The sequence below is a fragment of the Pseudoalteromonas sp. NEC-BIFX-2020_015 genome (assembly GCF_012952265.1).
In the GTDB taxonomy this organism is placed as follows: Bacteria; Pseudomonadota; Gammaproteobacteria; order Enterobacterales; family Alteromonadaceae; genus Pseudoalteromonas; species Pseudoalteromonas neustonica.
Genome location: NZ_JABCJL010000025.1, coordinates 1 through 19418, shown reverse-complemented (window position 1 = coordinate 19418; position 19418 = coordinate 1). Strand labels below are relative to the sequence as shown.

Annotated in this window: 28 protein-coding genes; 21 read left to right on the top strand and 7 right to left on the bottom strand. The window is 40.8% G+C overall.

From position 1 onward, the window contains the following. Positions 1 to 29: 29 nt before the first annotated feature. Complete coding sequence (locus HH219_RS16635) at positions 30 to 740, bottom strand: YIP1 family protein (RefSeq protein WP_169328095.1); 711 nt, start codon at positions 738 to 740, stop codon at positions 30 to 32. A 168-nt stretch (positions 741 to 908) separates the two neighbouring features. Here HH219_RS16635 and HH219_RS16630 point away from each other — a divergent pair, with 168 nt between their 5' ends. After that, positions 909 to 1802 carry an aldo/keto reductase gene (locus HH219_RS16630; protein WP_169328094.1) on the top strand — a complete coding sequence of 298 codons (894 nt, stop codon included), beginning with the start codon at positions 909 to 911 and terminating at the stop codon, positions 1800 to 1802. 52 nt (positions 1803 to 1854) lie between these two features. Here HH219_RS16630 and HH219_RS16625 read toward each other — a convergent pair whose 3' ends face one another. After that, on the bottom strand, positions 1855 to 2910 hold the full coding sequence (locus HH219_RS16625) for a hypothetical protein (protein WP_169328093.1): 1056 nt from the start codon (positions 2908 to 2910) through the stop codon (positions 1855 to 1857). A gap of 94 nt (positions 2911 to 3004) precedes the next feature. Here HH219_RS16625 and HH219_RS16620 point away from each other — a divergent pair, with 94 nt between their 5' ends. Further along, the gene (locus HH219_RS16620; protein WP_211842168.1) at positions 3005 to 3172 is read left to right on the top strand and encodes a hypothetical protein; all 168 of its coding nucleotides are present in this window, start codon (positions 3005 to 3007) and stop codon (positions 3170 to 3172) included. 82 nt (positions 3173 to 3254) lie between these two features. Here the strand turns inward: HH219_RS16620 and HH219_RS16615 are convergent, their stop codons facing one another. Then, positions 3255 to 4319 carry a hypothetical protein gene (locus tag HH219_RS16615; protein WP_169328092.1) on the bottom strand — a complete coding sequence of 355 codons (1065 nt, stop codon included), beginning with the start codon at positions 4317 to 4319 and terminating at the stop codon, positions 3255 to 3257. Positions 4320 to 4413: 94 nt separating this feature from the next. On the opposite strand from HH219_RS16615, the gene HH219_RS16610 reads away from it, so the two are divergent. Continuing rightward, a complete protein-coding gene (locus tag HH219_RS16610; RefSeq protein ID WP_169328088.1) occupies positions 4414 to 4701 on the top strand; it encodes a hypothetical protein in 288 nt (95 codons plus the stop codon). A gap of 48 nt (positions 4702 to 4749) precedes the next feature. Here HH219_RS16610 and HH219_RS16605 read toward each other — a convergent pair whose 3' ends face one another. The 4 genes from HH219_RS16605 to HH219_RS16590 all read right to left on the bottom strand — a co-directional run bounded on the left by HH219_RS16605 (position 4750) and on the right by HH219_RS16590 (position 7664). After that, complete coding sequence (locus HH219_RS16605; protein ID WP_054206411.1) at positions 4750 to 5427, bottom strand: TorF family putative porin; 678 nt, start codon at positions 5425 to 5427, stop codon at positions 4750 to 4752. A gap of 290 nt (positions 5428 to 5717) precedes the next feature. Next, complete coding sequence (locus HH219_RS16600; RefSeq protein ID WP_169328091.1) at positions 5718 to 6881, bottom strand: hypothetical protein; 1164 nt, start codon at positions 6879 to 6881, stop codon at positions 5718 to 5720. Between the two features lie 148 nt (positions 6882 to 7029). Then, positions 7030 to 7230 (bottom strand): helix-turn-helix transcriptional regulator, encoded by a 201-nt coding sequence (locus tag HH219_RS16595; RefSeq protein ID WP_054206413.1) that lies wholly within the window; start codon positions 7228 to 7230, stop codon positions 7030 to 7032. A gap of 8 nt (positions 7231 to 7238) precedes the next feature. Further along, positions 7239 to 7664, bottom strand: coding sequence for a hypothetical protein (locus tag HH219_RS16590; protein ID WP_169328090.1), 426 nt, complete (start codon positions 7662 to 7664; stop codon positions 7239 to 7241). Positions 7665 to 7899: 235 nt separating this feature from the next. Here HH219_RS16590 and HH219_RS16585 point away from each other — a divergent pair, with 235 nt between their 5' ends. The 18 genes from HH219_RS16585 (at position 7900) to rplQ (ending at position 18595) form a co-directional block, all read left to right on the top strand. After that, complete coding sequence (locus tag HH219_RS16585; RefSeq protein WP_169328089.1) at positions 7900 to 9834, top strand: AsmA family protein; 1935 nt, start codon at positions 7900 to 7902, stop codon at positions 9832 to 9834. 282 nt (positions 9835 to 10116) lie between these two features. Next, the gene (gene rplN / locus HH219_RS16580) at positions 10117 to 10485 is read left to right on the top strand and encodes a 50S ribosomal protein L14 (RefSeq protein WP_002959498.1); all 369 of its coding nucleotides are present in this window, start codon (positions 10117 to 10119) and stop codon (positions 10483 to 10485) included. 10 nt (positions 10486 to 10495) lie between these two features. Beyond that, positions 10496 to 10810, top strand: coding sequence for a 50S ribosomal protein L24 (rplX, locus tag HH219_RS16575; protein ID WP_054206416.1), 315 nt, complete (start codon positions 10496 to 10498; stop codon positions 10808 to 10810). A 16-nt stretch (positions 10811 to 10826) separates the two neighbouring features. Then, on the top strand, positions 10827 to 11366 hold the full coding sequence (gene rplE, locus HH219_RS16570; RefSeq protein ID WP_054206417.1) for a 50S ribosomal protein L5: 540 nt from the start codon (positions 10827 to 10829) through the stop codon (positions 11364 to 11366). A 10-nt stretch (positions 11367 to 11376) separates the two neighbouring features. Further along, positions 11377 to 11682, top strand: a complete 306-nt coding sequence (gene rpsN, locus HH219_RS16565; protein ID WP_054206418.1) for a 30S ribosomal protein S14 — start codon at positions 11377 to 11379, stop codon at positions 11680 to 11682. Between the two features lie 21 nt (positions 11683 to 11703). Next, complete coding sequence (gene rpsH / locus HH219_RS16560; protein WP_054206419.1) at positions 11704 to 12096, top strand: 30S ribosomal protein S8; 393 nt, start codon at positions 11704 to 11706, stop codon at positions 12094 to 12096. Between the two features lie 13 nt (positions 12097 to 12109). Then, positions 12110 to 12643, top strand: a complete 534-nt coding sequence (rplF, locus tag HH219_RS16555) for a 50S ribosomal protein L6 (RefSeq protein WP_054206420.1) — start codon at positions 12110 to 12112, stop codon at positions 12641 to 12643. A gap of 9 nt (positions 12644 to 12652) precedes the next feature. Continuing rightward, on the top strand, positions 12653 to 13003 hold the full coding sequence (rplR, locus tag HH219_RS16550) for a 50S ribosomal protein L18 (RefSeq protein ID WP_054206421.1): 351 nt from the start codon (positions 12653 to 12655) through the stop codon (positions 13001 to 13003). A gap of 9 nt (positions 13004 to 13012) precedes the next feature. Next, positions 13013 to 13519: a 30S ribosomal protein S5 gene (gene rpsE / locus HH219_RS16545; protein ID WP_002959485.1), complete on the top strand. Its 507-nt coding sequence runs from the start codon at positions 13013 to 13015 to the stop codon at positions 13517 to 13519. 3 nt (positions 13520 to 13522) lie between these two features. Beyond that, positions 13523 to 13705, top strand: a complete 183-nt coding sequence (gene rpmD / locus HH219_RS16540) for a 50S ribosomal protein L30 (RefSeq protein ID WP_004589203.1) — start codon at positions 13523 to 13525, stop codon at positions 13703 to 13705. Between the two features lie 5 nt (positions 13706 to 13710). Next, positions 13711 to 14145, top strand: coding sequence for a 50S ribosomal protein L15 (rplO, locus tag HH219_RS16535; RefSeq protein WP_054206422.1), 435 nt, complete (start codon positions 13711 to 13713; stop codon positions 14143 to 14145). A gap of 10 nt (positions 14146 to 14155) precedes the next feature. Continuing rightward, complete coding sequence (secY, locus tag HH219_RS16530) at positions 14156 to 15484, top strand: preprotein translocase subunit SecY (protein WP_054206423.1); 1329 nt, start codon at positions 14156 to 14158, stop codon at positions 15482 to 15484. Positions 15485 to 15506: 22 nt separating this feature from the next. Next, on the top strand, positions 15507 to 15620 hold the full coding sequence (gene rpmJ / locus HH219_RS16525; protein ID WP_002959476.1) for a 50S ribosomal protein L36: 114 nt from the start codon (positions 15507 to 15509) through the stop codon (positions 15618 to 15620). A gap of 125 nt (positions 15621 to 15745) precedes the next feature. After that, positions 15746 to 16102, top strand: a complete 357-nt coding sequence (rpsM, locus tag HH219_RS16520; protein ID WP_054206424.1) for a 30S ribosomal protein S13 — start codon at positions 15746 to 15748, stop codon at positions 16100 to 16102. Positions 16103 to 16114: 12 nt separating this feature from the next. Then, positions 16115 to 16501 carry a 30S ribosomal protein S11 gene (rpsK, locus tag HH219_RS16515; RefSeq protein WP_002959471.1) on the top strand — a complete coding sequence of 129 codons (387 nt, stop codon included), beginning with the start codon at positions 16115 to 16117 and terminating at the stop codon, positions 16499 to 16501. Positions 16502 to 16522: 21 nt separating this feature from the next. Further along, positions 16523 to 17143: a 30S ribosomal protein S4 gene (gene rpsD, locus HH219_RS16510; protein WP_016710205.1), complete on the top strand. Its 621-nt coding sequence runs from the start codon at positions 16523 to 16525 to the stop codon at positions 17141 to 17143. A 24-nt stretch (positions 17144 to 17167) separates the two neighbouring features. Then, positions 17168 to 18154 carry a DNA-directed RNA polymerase subunit alpha gene (gene rpoA, locus HH219_RS16505; protein WP_054206425.1) on the top strand — a complete coding sequence of 329 codons (987 nt, stop codon included), beginning with the start codon at positions 17168 to 17170 and terminating at the stop codon, positions 18152 to 18154. A gap of 39 nt (positions 18155 to 18193) precedes the next feature. Beyond that, the gene (gene rplQ, locus HH219_RS16500) at positions 18194 to 18595 is read left to right on the top strand and encodes a 50S ribosomal protein L17 (RefSeq protein WP_054206426.1); all 402 of its coding nucleotides are present in this window, start codon (positions 18194 to 18196) and stop codon (positions 18593 to 18595) included. The last annotated feature ends 823 nt before the right edge of the window (positions 18596 to 19418 follow it).

The following is a 19418-nucleotide window of genomic DNA, read 5'->3' as shown; positions in this document are numbered from 1 at the left end:
TAGGCAGGCTATTACACCTGCCTTTATTTTTATACTAGAGCGATGATCGCCCAAATACCAAATATGACTACATTTGGTAAAGCAGCAAACAAAATAGCTTTATTCAAACTAAAGTTAGTCCAGCACTTTAAACCAATGGCTGCCAGTGCAATGCCCCAAACAGTAAATATACTAATGGCTTCTGTTAGCGAATAGAGAGAGTGACCAAGTGGTAGCCCTAAAATCAATTGATTAATCGAAGCGTAGTTAAAAATACTCATTGAAAGCTGATCCGTACTGGCTGTAAGTACCAAAGCTAATACACCCAAGCTTGAGATAATTGCTGGCATCATGGTCCACACACCAAAGCCATACCAAGCCCCATAGCTATGCTGAGCATCTGGATCTTGTTTGGAAACCAATAAATAGTAGCCGGCAATAAGCGCATTCATGATAATTATGGCAAAAAGGCCACCGCCAATTGCAAACCATACTTGGCTATCAATACTTTGCTCCATACTTTGGCGGATCATTTTTTGTTCACCAATCGTGGCATCAATACTGGCTGCGGCTACTTGCTCTTCTAGAATAAACTGTGAGTCCGCATTGGTATAAAATACGTATGTACTAATAGCAAGTGCTGTAGCTATTAATGTAAAGGCAAGCCAAGACCAGCCTTTTGCGTCTTTTAAGCCATTAAAGGTTTTGCTTGGGCTGATAAAAATATCAACACATGCAGATAGGGCGTTTGATGAGCTCATTGTTATTATTCCTTTATTAATCATTTATAGGTACAAATATTATTGCTATTAATACCTTATTAAGAGGGTAGAATAAAGCATAACTCATGCGTGATGAGAATTAAATTGTAACGGCTTATTAACACAGGCTTAACGGCAAGGAAGTAAGCAATAACAGTAAGGTAAATTATGACTAACACAGAACGAAAAATAGATGAATTGGTACTTGGTTTTTGGCGGTTATTAGATTGGAAAATCTCTGCGCAGCAATGCTTAAGCTTTCTAGAGCAAGCTATAGATGCAGGTGTAAAGCACACTGATCATGCTGATATTTATGGCGAGTATGGCTGTGAAGCGCAGTTTGGTAAGGCGTTGTTATTAAAGCCAAGCATTCGTGATGATATTAAAATTATTACCAAGTGCGGTATTAAGCCCGCATTTCCAAGCTTGGGGTTGGCGGGTCAGGCAAACCATTATGATTCAAGTGCGCGGCATATTATAGCTTCAGCGCAGCAATCCCTTAAGCATTTTAATACAGATCGTTTAGATGTATTACTTATTCATCGTCCCGATTATTTAATGAATGCCGACGAAATGGCCAAAGCATTTACTACCCTAAAACAAAGTGGCGATGTGTTGGAATTTGGCGTATCTAACTTTACGCCATCGCAATTAAGCTTATTACAATCACGCTTGGATTTTGAACTAGTCACTAATCAAATTGAGTTTTCACCCTATGAAATGAAAGCGCTGGATGATGGCAGTTTGGATCAATGCCAGCTACTTGATATCAAGCCTATGTGTTGGTCACCATTAGCAGGCGGGCGCATCTATGCGGATAACGATGATAAAGCCATTCGCTTGCGCCACGTACTTGAGCAAGTTGGCAGAGAAATTGGTGAAAGTTCAATAGATCAAGTTGTTTATGCGTGGTTATTAATGCATCCAAGCTCACCATCAGTGGTACTGGGCACGGGCAATATCAAACGTGTTGAGTCTGCGGTTGCAGCTAAACAATTAAAACTCAGCCGTGAGCAATGGTATCGGATTTGGCAAGGTTCAACAGGGCATAGTGTGCCGTGAAGTGTAAGATTATTTTATAGCGCGATTCGACATCGCGCTATAAATATTAAAGCTAGCAGTTACCAACGGCTATATAAGTTGTTTCTCTTTGATAAATATTTATAACGCGCTCGTTACCGTGTTTGTCCACAAGTATAACTGTACGTATTAGTCTTGTATTGACGCCAGTCATTACACCTTGAGGGCGACAATGAGTTTCTAAGTTGTTTTTTCTTACTAGAGATTCAAGTTCATCAGGTGAGTAAAAATCTTCGACCTTATTTATATCATTAAGAAATTTTTTCAGGGTCTGGCCATTAGCGGCACTTGAAGCATCTAAATCAGCAATGATTTTTGCAACCCCTCTAGTTACATCTACGTTGACAACTATCATACTGCCATCATCAAAGCGCATAATTACGTCATAATTGAGTATTTTATTTAACTTGTCAGTTTCAACATTGCCTAAAACGAGATTAATAAAGCCGCTTGCTTTATCCAGTGCAGCAACGACCGCAATTGCGTTGGCATTATTTTGAACTTCAAGACGAATCTCGTTGTTTAAAATACCTCCGCAGTTACTATCATTATTAACGTAGCTCATTGCAGTTTTACAGGCATTGAGAGACGATTTTACCGTTGACTGTTCACTCCCCGAATACATGACACTATCTTTCTGAGTGAAGAACAGCGTATCTTGTACTTGTTTATGGTAATGCTGTGCTTCATTTAAGTGCTTTACAAAGTCACGTTCGTGTTGTGTTGAGTTTATGCGTTGCACGGTGATGTGGCCTTGTTGAGTCACTAGACCATTTGCGTTAACTACCTTGGGGACTATTTTGACTTGGAATCTATTGGCTTCGTTATCATCAATATTATAAATAGCGTAAGGTTGATAAAATGGCTGATTATTGGCATCACCAATACAAATAGCATCACCATTACTGCAGCTATCTTGTAAAGTAGGTATGTAGGTTTGTTGTTTTATAAAAGCAATTTTATCTGCAGGACAGCTTGAAAATTGTGCCTGCCAGTAATTACTACAAATAAGGCCATCCCCTTGTGCTGAAACATGTTTTGCTAGTAGAAAAGCTGGCAATAACAAAATAAAAAGCAGTATTTTATTCATCGTGTTCAATTCCCTTTGATTGGTTATCAAACAATATATCAGGGGGGGGACAAATGTAAATATACTGTTTCATTTTGTTGATGAGTCATTGTTTATGTTTGATGGGAAGAGCTGCGAGATCGACCAAGTCGTTTATGCCTTGCTATTAATACACCCAAGTTCCCCAACGGTTGCACTAAGTACAGGCCATTTCAAGCGTATTGAGTCTGCGGCTGCAGCTAAACTATTAAAACTCAGCCGTGAGCAAAGGTATCGTATTTGACAAGGTTCAACAGGGCATAGCGTGCCGTGAAGTGTAAGATTATTTTATAGCGCGATTCGACATCGCGCTATAAATATTAAAGCTAGCAGTTACCAACGGCTATATAAGTTGTTTCTCTTTGATAAATATTTATAACACGCTCGTTACCGTGTTTGTCCACAAGTATAACTGTACGTATTAGCCTTGTATTGACGCCAGTCATTACACCTTGAGGGCGACAATGAGTTTGCAGATTGCCTCTTTGTGGATTGTTTATTAAAGACTCTAGCTCATCAGGAGAGTGAGATTCTTTAATAACATTTTGAGATTCTAAATATTTTTTCAGGGTTTGGCCATTAGCGGCACTTGAAGCATCTAAATCAGCAATGATTTTTGCAACCCCTCTAGTTACATCTACGTTGACAACTATCATACTGCCATCATCAAAGCGCATAATTACATCATAATTGAGTATTTTATTTAACTTGTCAGTTTCAACATTGCCTAAAACGAGATTAATAAAGGCGCTTGCTTTATCCAGTGCAGCAACGACTGCAATTGCGTTGGCATTATTTTGAACTTCAAGACGAATCTCGTTGTTTAAAATACCTCCGCAGTTACTATCATTATTAACGTAGCTCATTGCAGTTTTACAGGCATTGAGAGACGATTTTACCGTTGACTGTTCACTCCCCGAATACATGACACTATCTTTCTGAGTGAAGAACAGCGTATCTTGTACTTGTTTATGGTAATGCTGTGCTTCATTTAAGTGCTTTACAAAGTCACGTTCGTGTTGTGTTGAGTTTATGCGTTGCACGGTGATGTGGCCTTGTTGAGTCACTAGACCATTTGCGTTAACTACCTTGGGGACTATTTTGACTTGGAATCTATTGGCTTCGTTATCATCAATATTATAAATAGCGTAAGGTTGATAAAATGGCTGATTATTGGCATCACCAATACAAATAGCATCACCATTACTGCAGCTATCTTGTAAAGTAGGTATGTAGGTTTGTTGTTTTATAAAAGCAATTTTATCTGCAGGACAGCTTGAAAATTGTGCCTGCCAGTAATTACTACAAATAAGGCCATCCCCTTGTGCTGAAACATGTTTTGCTAGTAGAAAAGCTGGCAATAACAAAATAAAAAGCAGTATTTTATTCATCGTATTCAATTCCCTTTGATTGGTTATCAAACAATATATCAGGGGGGGGGGAAATGTAAATATACTGTTTCATTTTGTTGATGAGTCATTGTTTATGTTTGATGGGAAGAGCTGCGAGATTGACCAAGTCGTTTATGCGTGGTTATTAATGCATCCAAGCTCACCATTTGTAAGTTTTAAGCGCCCTGAGCGCTTGGTAAGCCTTGACATAAAATCTGAATTGAGTAGATTTTGGCTTACCGCTTACCGCTTACCGCTTACCGCTTACCGCTTACCGCTTACCGCTTACCGCTTACCGCTTACCGCTTACCGCTTACCGCTTACTGCTTACTGCTTACTGCTTACCGCTTACCGCTTACTGCTTACCGCTTACCGTGATTGAGAAAGGGCCTTGCGGCCCTTAGTGTTGCAGCAAGTAACACATTCTTTTTTATAAATTAAAATCGACAGAGTAAGCAACGTAAGCTTTTAAATCTGAGCCATCGATATCGTTATCAGACAGGCCAAGTGTAAAGCCATCTTTAGAGATTGAAATACCGTAGTCGATGATGTTGTCATCGCCTATAAAGTCACCTGAGTAATGGCCAACATGCAATGCCATTTCAGTCCCGTTACTACCAATAGCGAAGCCATAATCAGCGGTTAGGTATAAAGAGTCACCGAAGTCAGATCCATCACCACTTGCCGCTGACGTTGCCAAAATAGATGCACCAAAGCTGAAACCGCCCATGCTGAGACTACCGTAAATTTCAGAAAAATCAGCGTCAGCAGATGATGCCGCATCAGGGTATGCGTAATAAATATAACCGACGTCATAACTGATATTTTCGTTAATATCGCCACCAAAGCCTGCGTAAAAATCAAGTTCATAGGTCATTTCATCGGCCCAAGATGCATTGGATACCCAAGTACCTGCGTAAAAACCAGACTCGTTTACATAATCAATACCACCAGATATTGCAGCATCACCATTAGTTTGCTCTTGTCCACGCCATAAGTAGTTTGAAGTTGCTGCTACGTTAGCTGTTACTTCTGCATAAGCTGTTGTTGATGTTGTTCCCATTAATGCAAGCGCGCTTATAGCAATCACTGTTTTTAGTCTAATCATGTTTGGTATCCTGTTGTTATGCTGATTTATTGACTCGTAATTATTTTAGTTGGTTGCAGCCTATTAATTGGCGAGCCCTTTTTAGTTGTCTAATAAGATATTAGCAGTGCTTGTGCCAAGTTGAATTGAAATTGCACATTTATATTTTTATCACTTTAAAAACAAAGATGTGAATTTTTAGAGGGAAGAGGGTGGGTTGTATTAGGTAAGTATTACGCACTTTCTTGGTGCATAAAAAAACCCGCATGCACAAAACGATTGCAGCGGGTTTTTACCAATTTTAATGTAAATTAGCCAAAGATTGTGCGCATTAGGCTAATTGTTTCATTAACTCCACGGCCTTTTTGCACTTCGCTAATAATAGAATCACGTTTGGCACGAATATGCTCAGGCATATCCTCAGCAGCTAGAGCGCGATCAACTAATATTTCAGCTGATTCTTTACCGCGACGAACCTTTTTTGTGCCAGTGCTAGTTGCACGTTTAGGTTTGTTTAGTAGCTTAATGTAGTTAGAGTTCTCTGGTGTGTTTTTATCAGCATAATAAAATAAACAAGGCAGCAGTGCTTTAATTGCAACAAGCTGTTGGTCTAATTCACTTTCGCCATTTGCCATTTTAAACCAAGACATATTATTAATTGTTTGCACAATATCTTGCCAATAGCGCGCAAAGTCACGGTTATTTAATTTGGTAATAGCCAGCGCTGAACAAAGTGCATCTAAGCGAGTGTTATTAATGGGTGTAAATACATCCGGGCGACGCATTGCAAGCAGTCGAGTTGCAGGTGCGAGAGTTGGTTTTTCATTACTTTCGTTAAACGCGAGTAAATATTTAACAACAAATTCTTGGTAATCAGCTTCAGTTACTTCGCCTTCAAGCGGTATATGCGCGAGTGCATCATCAAATAATGCAGGCAGATCACCCAGCATTAAATGAAAACCTTTCGCGCTTTTTGTTGAACTAAACCATTCTACATCAAAATTGTAGTTACTAGGATCAAGAGACGAAGTGTGTTTACCGCTAAAAGCGAGTAAATCTTCAGGGATCATATCTTTTAATGTTTGTTCACGAATGCTTGCAATATAAGTTGTAAGGCGTAATTGCTCATCAAGTGCTAATATATCTTTATGTTGCTCTATAAAGACACTCACTACGGGCCAAGGGGCTACACGTAGAGTTTTTAACTGCAAAAAGCTAATCGCTGAAATTAATAAGTCATGGAGCTTTTTTAATACAGGTAATTGGGCGCTTTCAAGTAAGTCATAATTAATACGATCGCGACTAGCGTTGAGCAGTTCGTAACACCAACCTAAAAAGTCTTCAGGATGATTTTCTATTTTCACCGCCATTAGATTAAGGCTGAGCTCTGAAGCCTGCTTTAAGATATTTTGATAAATATGACCTTCTTGATCGCCTAATGCCATTTGTGAAGGTGAAATAAGCAGTTTTTTCATGCCGGACGGTACTCCAAGTATATACATTTTTTAGTTGTTTAATTTTAGCGCAAAAAGCCTAAAAACAACAGGGCTATGCATCATACCTAAGAATAAAGGGGATGCAATCTTGCTAATGCAAATCTACACAAGATTGCGTTTAAAGTGTTTAATCACCATCGTCAAGCGTAAAAAGATGCTCAACAGAGGTATTAAAGTGTTGTGCTATCTTCAATGCAATGATCACTGACGGTGTAAAGCGTGATGTTTCGATTGTGCTAATGGTTTTACGAGACACACTAATCGCATCGGCTAGTTCTTGTTGCGACAGTCCTGCAGCTTTGCGAAATTCAGCTATATGGTTGTGCACATTAACTCCTAATCACGGCTCTGCCAAAGCAATGAAGCGCCATATCCCAAAAGCATGATCCCTATGTAGAATACTGCCATAGCGGCATGCGAAAATTCGGTAGGTATTTCATCGCTTTTATAAAAAACACCAAGAAGGCAAAGTCCAAATGCAATACTTGTGTGTTTATATGCATTAGTGTCAATGGTGTTTAGAAACTCATCTTTATAAGCGTATTGAAAATACATTTTTAACGGAAAGCCCCCTTTAATAACGTAAATGATCACTATAATCATATAAAATAAAACGCTCATTCCAACAATCAAAAGCCCCTCAATATCATGCTTTATTAGTGAGTAAACACTGAGAAGTAAACAAACTATGCCAGCGCTTAAACTAATCCATATGTTCTGACTCATAAATTTTTCTTCTGTTTTAATCTCTTGTTGTTTCATAAAGTCCATCCTGTGAAAGTGTTAATTTATATTTTTGTAACCTACAGGTATCAATGTAACCTCAAGGTATCATTGGGTCAAGTTTTTTTGTAACCTAAAGGTATCAAAATGTTTCAGTGACTATTCATGTCATTAATATAGACTGAGGAAAATTCATTTTTTACAGGCGGAGCAATGCTTTTGGGTCTTACTCCCGCTATTATAAGAACATTATTTGCACATTCGAAGGATCATCATGAAAACCCTACTCAAAGTAATTGGTGTAATACTCTTGCTGTTCGTAGCTTTAATCGTCGCGGCACCTTTTTTAATACCAACAGACGCAATCTTTAATAAAGTCTCGCAGCAGGTTGAACAAACCACAGGACGTACATTAACGATTAAAGGGGATAAAACATTATCGGTTTTTCCTTCATTAAAGCTTGAACTTGAAGATGTGCATTTTGCCAATATGAAAAGCGGCTCACGTGCAAATATGGCAAGTATGCAGCAACTTGCGATCCACATCCCATGGTTTTCATTATTTGGTGGTGAGCTGAAGCTAGAGAAGTTTGTGATCAATGAGCCAGATATTCTGCTTGAAACGGATAAAAACGGTAAAGCTAATTGGCAACTATTTGATGCGGTAGCAAAACCTGCTGAGCAACAGCAAAATGGTGGTGCAGTTAAATTACCTGAAAATTTTGATATTTCGTTAGGGGAAGTGGCTATTTATGGTGGAAAGTTTGTTTACTTAGATGGAAAAACAGGGGTTAAGCAAGAAATAAACGACCTCGAACTAGCTATATTATTACCTTCACTTCATAAAACACTAGAAGTGAAAGGGGCTATTACCTACATGCAAGAACGTTTTGAGCTTGATGTGACGGTTGATAATCCGGCCAAAGTAATTGAAGGGGATACATTTAATGTAACCAAAAATATTACATCAAAGTTAGTAGATGTCGAATTTAAAGGTGCTATTGCAGGTCAAGGTAAGGATATTCAAGGTCAATTGGCACTTAGTGGTGACTCAGTTAAAGATATCGCCAAATGGCAAGGTGTTGACCTTAATGCGAAAGACAGTGCCTTTAACGCATTTAGTGTTAGCGGTAAAATGCGTATGAAAGATGATAGGTTTAATTTATCTGAATTGATTGCTACATTGGATGAATTAGAGGTTAAAGGTAAAAGCGAGCTTAGCTTAGGTAAGCGTTTAGCTGTTAATGCTGATATAGATTTAGGCATGCTTGATTTAAACCCTTACTTACCTGAAGCGGTTGCTCAAACCGAAACTCCAGAATCTGCAAGTGATGCACCAGCACAGCCTATAGTTTGGGATAATACCAAAATGGATTTAAGTGGCTTAAATGCCCTTGATGCAAATATCGTGATCCATTCAAGTGGATTAAAAGCAAATGAGATAAAACTTGGTGCAAACCAATTCACAGTAAACCTTAAAAATGCAGTAGCAAAAATTAGTCTTGATAAATTTGCAGCGTATAAAGGTAATGGCAAAGGCATAATAACGGTTAATGCAAAGCAAACGCCTTATAAAATCAGCACCAACTTTTCATTAGCTAAAATAGATGCACAACCTTTACTAACTGATGCCGCAGGTTTTGATAAATTGATCGGTAAAGGCTCACTTAATTGGGATTTATCGACGTCAGGGCAAAGTCAAAAAGACTTTATGGGGGCACTACAAGGTAAGTTAGCCTTTGAGTTTGCTGATGGGGCAATAAAAGGCGCAAATATTGCTGAAATGGTACGCAAAGGCAAAGAGCTTATAAAAGGCAACTTCGGCGCTGTCTCTGAAGGACTCGATACGGGCTTTGATAATTCACAGCAGACTGACTTTTCGGCGTTAACGGGTAGCTTTAATTTTACGAATGGCGTGGGTAAAAATACAGACTTGAGCTTATTGAGTCCATTGGTGCGCATTAGTGGTGAAGGGGATGTCAATTTGCCTGCTGCTACTGTTAACTATCGGTTAGTCACAGGTATCGTCGATTCACTTGAAGGTCAGGGCACGACTGATAATAGCACTGGCTTTAAAGTACCACTGCGTATCAAGGGGCCATTTCACGATGTTAATATTAGTTTAGATGTGAGTAAAGCAGCTAAAGATGAAGTCAAAGAAAAAGCAAAAGATAAAATCAAAGATAAACTAAAAGGTTTATTTGGCTAACCTTTACTGTATTTATTCGTAGAAAAAACAATCAGGGTATAAAAATACCCTGATTGTTTTATAAACAGCTGTTAAATAGCAAAATATACTCCCCTCTAAGATTACCTAGTGCTGTAATTCTAAATTAATTAAAAAATAACCTATCGCTACCCCTTCAATGCTGGTACAATTGCCCGCCCTTAAGAGACAACGCTGTTGTTTTTTGAGTGGTTTTTAATCTAAATGTCTTGATTTTAAACAAATTTAAGACAATTTGTTATAACTACACCGGAGGTCATTAACATGATCCAAATGCAAACTCAGCTGGAAGTTGCTGATAACAGCGGCGCTCGCAAAGTGCAGTGTATAAAAGTCCTTGGTGGTTCACACCGTCGCTACGCAGCGATTGGCGATATCATTAAAGTTTCTGTAAAAGAAGCTATTCCTCGCGGTAAAGTGAAGAAAGGTGATGTTAAAAACGCGGTAGTTGTGCGTACCAGAAAAGGTGTTCGCCGTCCAGATGGTTCTTTGATCCGTTTTGACAGCAACGCGGCTGTTATCTTAAATGATAACTTGCAGCCAATTGGTACACGTATTTTCGGCCCTGTGACTCGCGAGCTTCGTAATGATAAGTTCATGAAAATCGTTTCACTAGCCCCAGAAGTACTGTAAGGAGCCAATCATGGCAGCAAAAATCCGTCGTGATGACGAAGTAATCGTACTAGCAGGTAAAGACAAAGGTAAGCGCGGCAAAGTGCTTTCAGTTGTTACTGAATCTGGTCGAATCTTTGTCGAAGGCATAAACTTGATCAAGAAACACCAAAAGCCGGTTCCACAATTGAACCAAGCTGGCGGCATTGTTGAGAAAGAAGCGTCTATGGATGCATCAAACGTTGCGATCTTCAACTCGGAAACGGGTAAAGCAGATCGTGTAGGTTTCAAGATTGAAGATGGTAAGAAATTACGTATCTTTAAATCTACTGGTAAAACTATCTAATAGTTGGAGTAGAATGATGGCGAAACTGCATGAAGTATATAAAGACACAGTAGTTGCTGAACTTCAAGAGAAGTTTGGTTTCAGCTCTGTCATGCAAGTCCCTCAGATCGAAAAGATCACATTGAATATGGGCGTGGGCGAAGCCCTAGCTGACAAGAAGATTTTAGATCACGCTGTTGCTGATCTAGCTGCAATCTCTGGTCAGAAACCTTTAATCACTAAAGCACGCAAATCTGTTGCTGGCTTTAAAGTGCGTGAAGGCTACCCGATTGGTTGTAAAGTAACCCTACGCGGCGAGCGTATGTGGGACTTTTTTGAGCGTTTGGTTTCAATCGCTATCCCACGTATCCGTGACTTCCGTGGTGTGAGTGCTAAGTCTTTTGATGGACGTGGTAACTACAGCATGGGCGTACGTGAACAAATCATCTTCCCAGAAATTGATTATGATAAAGTAGACCGTGTACGCGGTATGGATATCACAATCACTACATCTGCGAAAACAGATGAGGAAGGCCGTGCGTTGTTAGAAGCGTTTAACTTCCCATTTAAGAAATAAGGGTAGGGTTATGGCAAAGAATTCTATGAAAGCGCGCGAAGCAAAGCGCACTAAATTAGTTGCTCAGTTCGCTGAAAAGCGCGCAGCACTAAAAACTATCATCAGTGATGTGAAAACATCTGACGATGATCGTTGGGACGCAGTACTTAAGCTACAAGCTTTACCGCGTGATTCTAGCCCTGCACGTCAACGTAATCGTTGTAACATTACGGGCCGCCCACATGGTTACCTTCGCAAATTCGGCATGAGCCGTATTAAAGTTCGCGAAGCAGCTATGCGCGGTGAAATTCCTGGCCTTAAAAAGGCTAGCTGGTAATAGAATCACGGGAGTAAGACTATGAGCTTGCAAGATCCTATCGCGGATTTGTTCACACGAATTCGTAACGGTCAGTCAGCGAAGAAAGTATCTGTAACGATGCCTAATTCAAAGCTGAAAGTAGCATTAGCTAAAGTATTAAAAGATGAAGGTTACATCACTGATTTTGAAATCAATGGTGATGTTAAACCTGAGCTTTCTATCGAGTTGAAATACTTCGAAGGCAAAGCTGTTATTGAAAATATCCAGCGTGTTAGCCGCCCTGGTTTACGTATCTATAAGAGACGTGACGAATTACCAAAGGTAATGGGTGGTCTAGGTATCGCTATCGTATCAACTTCTAAAGGCCTAATGACAGACCGCGCCGCACGTAGTGCTGGTGTTGGTGGTGAAATCATTGGTTTTGTAGCTTAATCGGAGGGGAACTATGTCTCGCATAGCAAAGGCACCAATTAATGTTCCTGCCGGTGTAGAAGTTACATTAAAAGGCCAGGACATCACAGTTAAAGGCAAAAACGGCGAATTAACGCGTACTATCAACTCAGCTGTTGAAGTACAACTTAACGACAACGTTATTACAACTTTACCTCGTGAAGGCGTAGCCAATGCATGGGCACAAGCAGGTACTGCTCGCGCTCTTATCAACAACATGGTTGTTGGTACGCATGAAGGTTACGAGAAGAAACTTCAGTTAGTAGGCGTTGGTTACCGTGCAGCAGCAAAGGGTAAAGTTTTAGACTTAACTCTTGGTTTCTCACATCCAGTTAATTTCGCAGTTCCTGAAGGAATTACGATTGAAACTCCAAGCCAAACAGAAGTTCTAGTTAAGGGCGTAGATAAGCAGTTAGTTGGTCAAACAGCTGCTAACATTCGTGCATACCGTAAACCTGAGCCTTATAAAGGTAAGGGTGTTCGTTATTCAGATGAGAATGTACGCCGTAAAGAGGCTAAGAAGAAGTAAGGTAAGACGATGGATAAAAAAACAGCTCGTCTACGTCGTGCTAAACGCACTCGTAGAAATTATATTGAACAAGGCACAACGCGTCTTGTTATCCACCGCACGCCACGTCACATATACGCTCAAGTAGTTACTGCTGAGGGTAATGTACTGGCTGCTGCTTCTACTGTTGAAAAAGCTATTAGCGAAACAGTTAAAGGCACAGGCAACCTAGCAGCTGCGCAAGCAGTTGGTAAAGCGGTTGCAGAACGTGCGGCTGACAAAGGCATCGAAAAGATTGCTTTTGATCGCAGTGGCTTTAAATATCACGGCCGTGTGAAGGCGCTAGCTGATGCTGCGCGTGAAGCCGGTTTGCAATTCTAGGAGTAGACAATGGCTAACGTAGAAGCAAAGCAACAACAGCCTGATCTAGCTGAAAAGCTAATCGCGGTAAACCGTGTGTCTAAAGTAGTTAAAGGTGGTCGTATCTTTAGCTTCACTGCACTAACAGTAGTTGGTGACGGCGCAGGTAAAGTAGGTTTCGGTTATGGTAAAGCTCGTGAAGTTCCAGCTGCTATTCAAAAAGCAATGGAAAAAGCACGTCGCAACATGATCAACGTAGACCTAAATGGCAACACATTACAGCACCCTGTTAAAGGGCGTCATGCTGGCTCACTAGTGTTCATGAAACCAGCCTCTGAAGGTACTGGTATCATCGCAGGTGGCGCTATGCGTGCAGTACTTGAAGTGACTGGTGTGCAGAACGTACTTTCTAAATGTTACGGTTCTACTAACCCGATCAACGTTGTACGTGCAACGATCTCAGCTCTTGAGAATATGAATTCTCCTCAGTCGATCGCTGCTAAACGTGGTCTTCGAGTAGACGAGATTCTGGGGTAAACCATGGCTAATAAAACTGTAAAAGTAACACAAGTAAAGAGCTCTATCGGTCGTTTACCGAAGCATAAAGCTACATTACGCGGTCTTGGTTTACGTCGTATCAATCACACTGTTGAGTTAGAAGACACAGCATGTGTGCGTGGTATGATTAACCGAGTTTCATACATGGTTAAGGTTGAGGGGTAATTCGAATGCATTTGAATACACTTTCTCCTGCTGCAGGTTCTAAATCTGCTCCAAAACGTGTTGGTCGTGGTATCGGTTCTGGTCTAGGTAAGACTGGTGGTCGTGGTCACAAAGGTCAAAAGTCACGTTCTGGCGGTAAAGTACGCGTTGGTTTTGAAGGCGGTCAAATGCCTATGCAACGTCGTCTACCTAAGTTTGGTTTCACTTCTCGCAAATCTTTAGTATCTGCAGAAATAAACCTATACGAAATCGCTAAAGTAGAAGGCGATGTGGTAGACCTAAGTACGTTACAAGCAGCTGGTCTAGTTAAAAAGAACGTTCTGTTCGTTAAAGTTGTTAAATCTGGCGAAGTTTCACGCGCAGTTACTGTAAAAGGCCTTAAAGCCTCTAAAGGTGCTCGCGAAGCTATTGAAGCTGCCGGAGGCAAGGTAGAAGACTAAGGAAGTACTAATGGCTAAACCAGGTCAAGATATACAAAGTGCACAAAGTGGGCTTTCGGAATTGAAACGTCGATTACTATTCGTATTGGGCGCTATCATTATTTACCGTCTAGGTTCATTTGTGCCGATCCCTGGGATTGACGCCGCTGTACTTGCCGATTTCTTCGAGCAACAAAAGGGCACCATTGTTGAAATGTTTAACATGTTCAGCGGTGGTGCGCTTGAGCGCGCTTCAGTGTTAGCACTGGGTATTATGCCTTACATCACAGCTTCAATTATTACGCAACTATTAACGCATATGTATCCTCCGTTTATAGAGCTTAAGAAAGAAGGTGAACAAGGGCGTAAGAAAATAAGCCAGTACACACGCTATGGCACGCTTTTGCTTGCTACTATCCAATCAATCGGTATTGCCACAAGCTTACCGGGTATGATGGACGGGTTAGTTGTTAACCCTGGTATGGGTTTCTATTTCACCGCAGTGGTGAGTTTAGTAACAGGTACCATGTTCCTGATGTGGTTGGGCGAGCAAATTACTGAACGAGGTATCGGTAACGGTATTTCAGTTCTAATATTTGTTGGTATTGTAGCTAACCTGCCGTCTGCTATCGGTTCGACAGCCGAAATGGCGCGCCAAGGTGACATACATGTTTTAGCATTGTTATTGATTGCGGTAATCGTATTCGCTGTAACTTATCTTGTAGTATTCTTTGAACGTGGGCAACGTCGTATCGTCGTTAACTACGCAAAGCGTCAACAAGGTCGTCAAGTATTTGCTGCCCAAAGCACGCATTTACCACTGAAAGTTAATATGGCGGGTGTTATTCCACCAATCTTTGCTAGCAGTATAATACTGTTCCCTGGTACTATTGCCAGCTGGTTCGGTCAGGGTGAAGGTCCTGTCGCTGATGTGTTACAAGCTATTGCTTCAACGTTGACTCCAGGTCAGCCATTGTATGCATTAGTTTTAGCCGCAGCCATTATCTTCTTTTGCTTTTTCTATACAGCGTTGGTGTTTAACCCACGTGAAACAGCAGATAACCTGAAAAAATCTGGCGCATTTATCCCAGGTATTCGTCCAGGCGAGCAGACATCGAAATACATTGATAAAGTGATGACACGCCTGACATTGGCAGGTGCTTTGTATATAACCTTTATCTGTCTGGTGCCCGAATTCATGACGATGGCATGGCAAACGCCATTCTACTTCGGCGGTACATCAATTTTGATTATCGTTGTTGTCATCATGGACTTTATGGCACAAGTACAAACTCATATGATGTCTCATCAATATGATTCTGTGCTGAAAAAAGCGAACCTTAAAGGCTACGGTCGATAAGGTCAGTTTACGGAGTTGAGCAATGAAAGTACGTGCTTCCGTTAAGAAAATATGCCGTAACTGTAAAGTTATTAAACGTGCCGGTGTTGTACGTGTAATTTGCAGTGAGCCTAAGCATAAGCAAAGGCAAGGTTAATTAATAAGTCGTACAGGCTGAGGTTACTCGGCCTGTGTTTTCAGTAGTGATTTGGTCTTCGTTTGAGTATCCTTACGGGCTCTTCAAACAGATGATAACCGAATTCAAATATAGGAGATGTGTTAGTGGCCCGTATTGCTGGCATTAACGTCCCTGATCATAAACATGCAGTTATTGGTTTAACAGCTATTTATGGCATAGGTAAGACTCGCTCTAAGGCTATCTTAGTAGCGACTGGTATCGCCGAAACCACAAAAATCGGTGAACTTTCAGACGAAACACTTGATGTATTGCGTGAAGCAGTAAGCAAGTACACTGTAGAAGGTGACCTTCGTCGTGAAGTTACTTTGAATATCAAGCGCCTTATGGACCTTGGTTGTTACCGTGGCCTACGTCACCGTCGCTCTTTACCACTTCGTGGTCAAAGAACTAAGACTAACGCGCGTACCCGTAAGGGTCCTCGTAAGCCTATTAAGCGATAAGGGGATAGTATTATGGCTAAGACACCAATTCGTCGTAAAAAGGTTAAAAAGCAAGTTGCTGATGGTATGGCTCATGTTCATGCGTCTTTCAACAACACTATTGTTACAATTACCGACCGTCAAGGTAATGCACTATCATGGGCTACTGCCGGTGGTTCAGGTTTCCGTGGTTCACGTAAATCTACACCATTCGCTGCTCAGGTTGCTGCAGAGCGTGCAGGTACTGCTGCTCAAGAATACGGTTTAAAAAATCTAGAAGTTTTCATCAAAGGTCCAGGTCCAGGTCGTGAATCTGCTGTACGTGCTTTGAATGCTGCTGGTTACCGTATTACCAACATTACTGACGTGACGCCTATACCACACAATGGTTGTCGTCCACCGAAGAAACGTCGCGTTTAACAATAGGTTAGGAGAAATAACATGGCAAGATATTTGGGCCCTAAGCTCAAGCTGAGTCGTCGTGAAGGCACTGACCTGTTCCTTAAGAGCGGCGTAAGAGCTATCGACTCTAAGTGTAAACTTGAGACTGCACCTGGTCAGCACGGCGCTCGTAAAGGTCGCTTATCTGATTACGGTTTACAATTACGTGAAAAGCAAAAAGTACGTCGTATCTACGGTGTATTAGAAAAGCAATTCCGTAACTATTATAAAGAAGCTGCTCGCCTTAAGGGCAACACAGGTGAAAACTTGTTACAGCTTTTAGAGCAACGTTTAGACAATGTTGTATACCGCATGGGTTTTGCAAGCACACGTGCTGAAGCACGTCAGCTAGTAAGCCACAAAGCGGTTTTAGTTAATGGTCGTGTTGTGAACATTCCTTCATTTGTAATTACTCCAGAAGATGTAGTAGTTATCCGTGAAAAGTCTAAGACACAAGCTCGTATCATCGCTGCTCTAGAACTAGCCGAGCAACGTGAAAAACCGACTTGGGTTGAAGTTGACGGTAAGAAAATGGAAGGTAATTTTAAACGCCTACCTGAGCGTTCAGATCTGTCTGCGGACATTAATGAACAACTAATCGTCGAACTTTACTCTAAGTAAAGTTAAGAGTTAAGAGAGGATAAAATGCAGGGTTCTGTTACAGAATTTCTAAAACCAAGGTTAGTCGATATCGACGCTATAAACCCAACACGTTCTAAAGTTGTTTTAGAACCATTAGAGCGTGGCTTCGGTCATACGTTGGGTAATGCCTTACGCCGTATACTTCTTTCGTCTATGCCTGGTTGTGCAGTTACCGAAGTTGAAATCGACGGTGTGTTGCATGAGTACAGCGCGAAAGAAGGCGTACAAGAAGACATCATTGAAATTCTGTTAAATCTTAAAGGTCTAGCAGTAACTTTAGAAGGTAAAGATGAAGTTTTTCTTACCCTGACTAAGTCTGGTGTAGGCCCTGTGACTGCGGCAGATATTCAGCACGATGGCGATGTAACAATTGCTAACCCAGATCACGTTATTTGTCATTTAACGACAGATAGCAGCGCGATCAGCATGCGAATTCGTGTTGAACGCGGTCGTGGTTATGTGCCGGCATCTAGCCGTTTATCCTCTGATGACGATGAGCGTCCAATTGGTCGATTGTTGCTTGATGCATCATTTAGTCCAGTTGAACGTATTGCGTACTCGGTTGAATCAGCACGTGTTGAACAACGTACAGACTTAGACAAGTTAATCATTGATATGGAAACAAACGGCACTTTAGATCCTGAAGAAGCGATCCGCCGTGCGTCTACTATCTTAGCTGAGCAATTAGAAGCATTCGTAGATTTACGTGATGTTACTGAGCCAGAAGAGAAAGAAGAGAAGCCAGAATTCGATCCTATTCTACTTCGTCCAGTCGATGATCTTGAATTAACAGTACGTTCTGCAAACTGTTTGAAAGCCGAGCAAATTCAATATATCGGTGATTTAGTTCAGCGCACAGAAGTAGAGCTTCTTAAAACGCCTAACTTAGGTAAGAAGTCTCTAACTGAAATTAAAGACGTGCTAGCTTCACGTGGTCTTTCTCTAGGTATGCGCCTAGAAAATTGGCCACCTGCAAGCCTAGCTGAATAATCTAAATCACTATATTAGTTTAGTTAGAAGGATAGGGTCATGCGCCATCGTAAGAGTGGTCGTCAATTAAACCGTAACAGCAGCCATCGTAAAGCGATGTTCAGCAATATGGCAGGTTCTTTGGTGAAACACGAAATCATCAAAACTACATTGCCTAAAGCGAAAGAGTTACGTCGTGTAATTGAACCTTTAATCACACTGGCTAAGACTGACAGTGTAGCAAATCGCCGTTTAGCGTTTGCTCGCACGCGTGATAATGAAGTAGTTGGTAAATTGTTCAGTGAAATCGGTCCTCGTAACGCGGATCGCCCAGGTGGTTACACTCGTATTCTTAAGTGTGGCTTCCGTACTGGTGACAAAGCACCAATGGCTTATATTGAACTAGTAGGTCGCACATCTGCTACCGAAGAAGTTCAAGATGACGCGCAGTCTGCTGAGTAAGTCTTAAAGACACCAAAAAGCCGAGCTTATGCTCGGCTTTTTAATGTCTGGAATTTAGAGATATAACGAATGACTCAGCTAACTCTATATGCTGCGAGTTGAACACTAAACATTTTTCATCCTATTAACACACCTCAAAAAGTAACCCGCCTCAACTATTGCATATTTACATGAACTTACCTTCAGGCTGTTACCTTTAAAGTGTGCACTGTAATACTGCAAAATTACCACATGTATTAGTCGCAAATGCTTTACGATTCTATTGCCATAATGAAACCAATAATTTGGGCTAAATTGAGGTGAGTATCTAAACTTAATAATAAGCGTATGTGGTTGTAATCAAAAAGGGGCTGGGATGAGCCTGCACATATATACGCCAGCATTTATCTGACATATATAGATTAGATGAAGCTTATCAGAAACAGTCTGTGTTCAATTTTTTAATACTATTTAAATTATGCTTAGTAAAACAATGCAAATCCGGAAGATCCAACATAAAACCGATTATTAGGGTAAGGAGCCACTCCCAATAAATAGACGTGGCGACTTATTTTCATTTAACTAATGGAATATGAGTGAAAATAGAGATGTTTAGTGTTGTTTTTGAGCGTTTAGCTTAAATACTCATCGAACAGTGTTTAATTTCAAGTTTTCATCAAAAAAGGGTTGATCTGTTTTTGGATCTCCCTATAATGCACCCCACTGAGACGGCAGACAGCAACGCTTAGCGGGGCAAGAGTTAATCAGTGAGTCGAGTAAAACTTGAGTTTGAATTTTTATAAAGTTTAAATTTAAGTGTTGACAAAAAAAGTGGAAAGCGTAG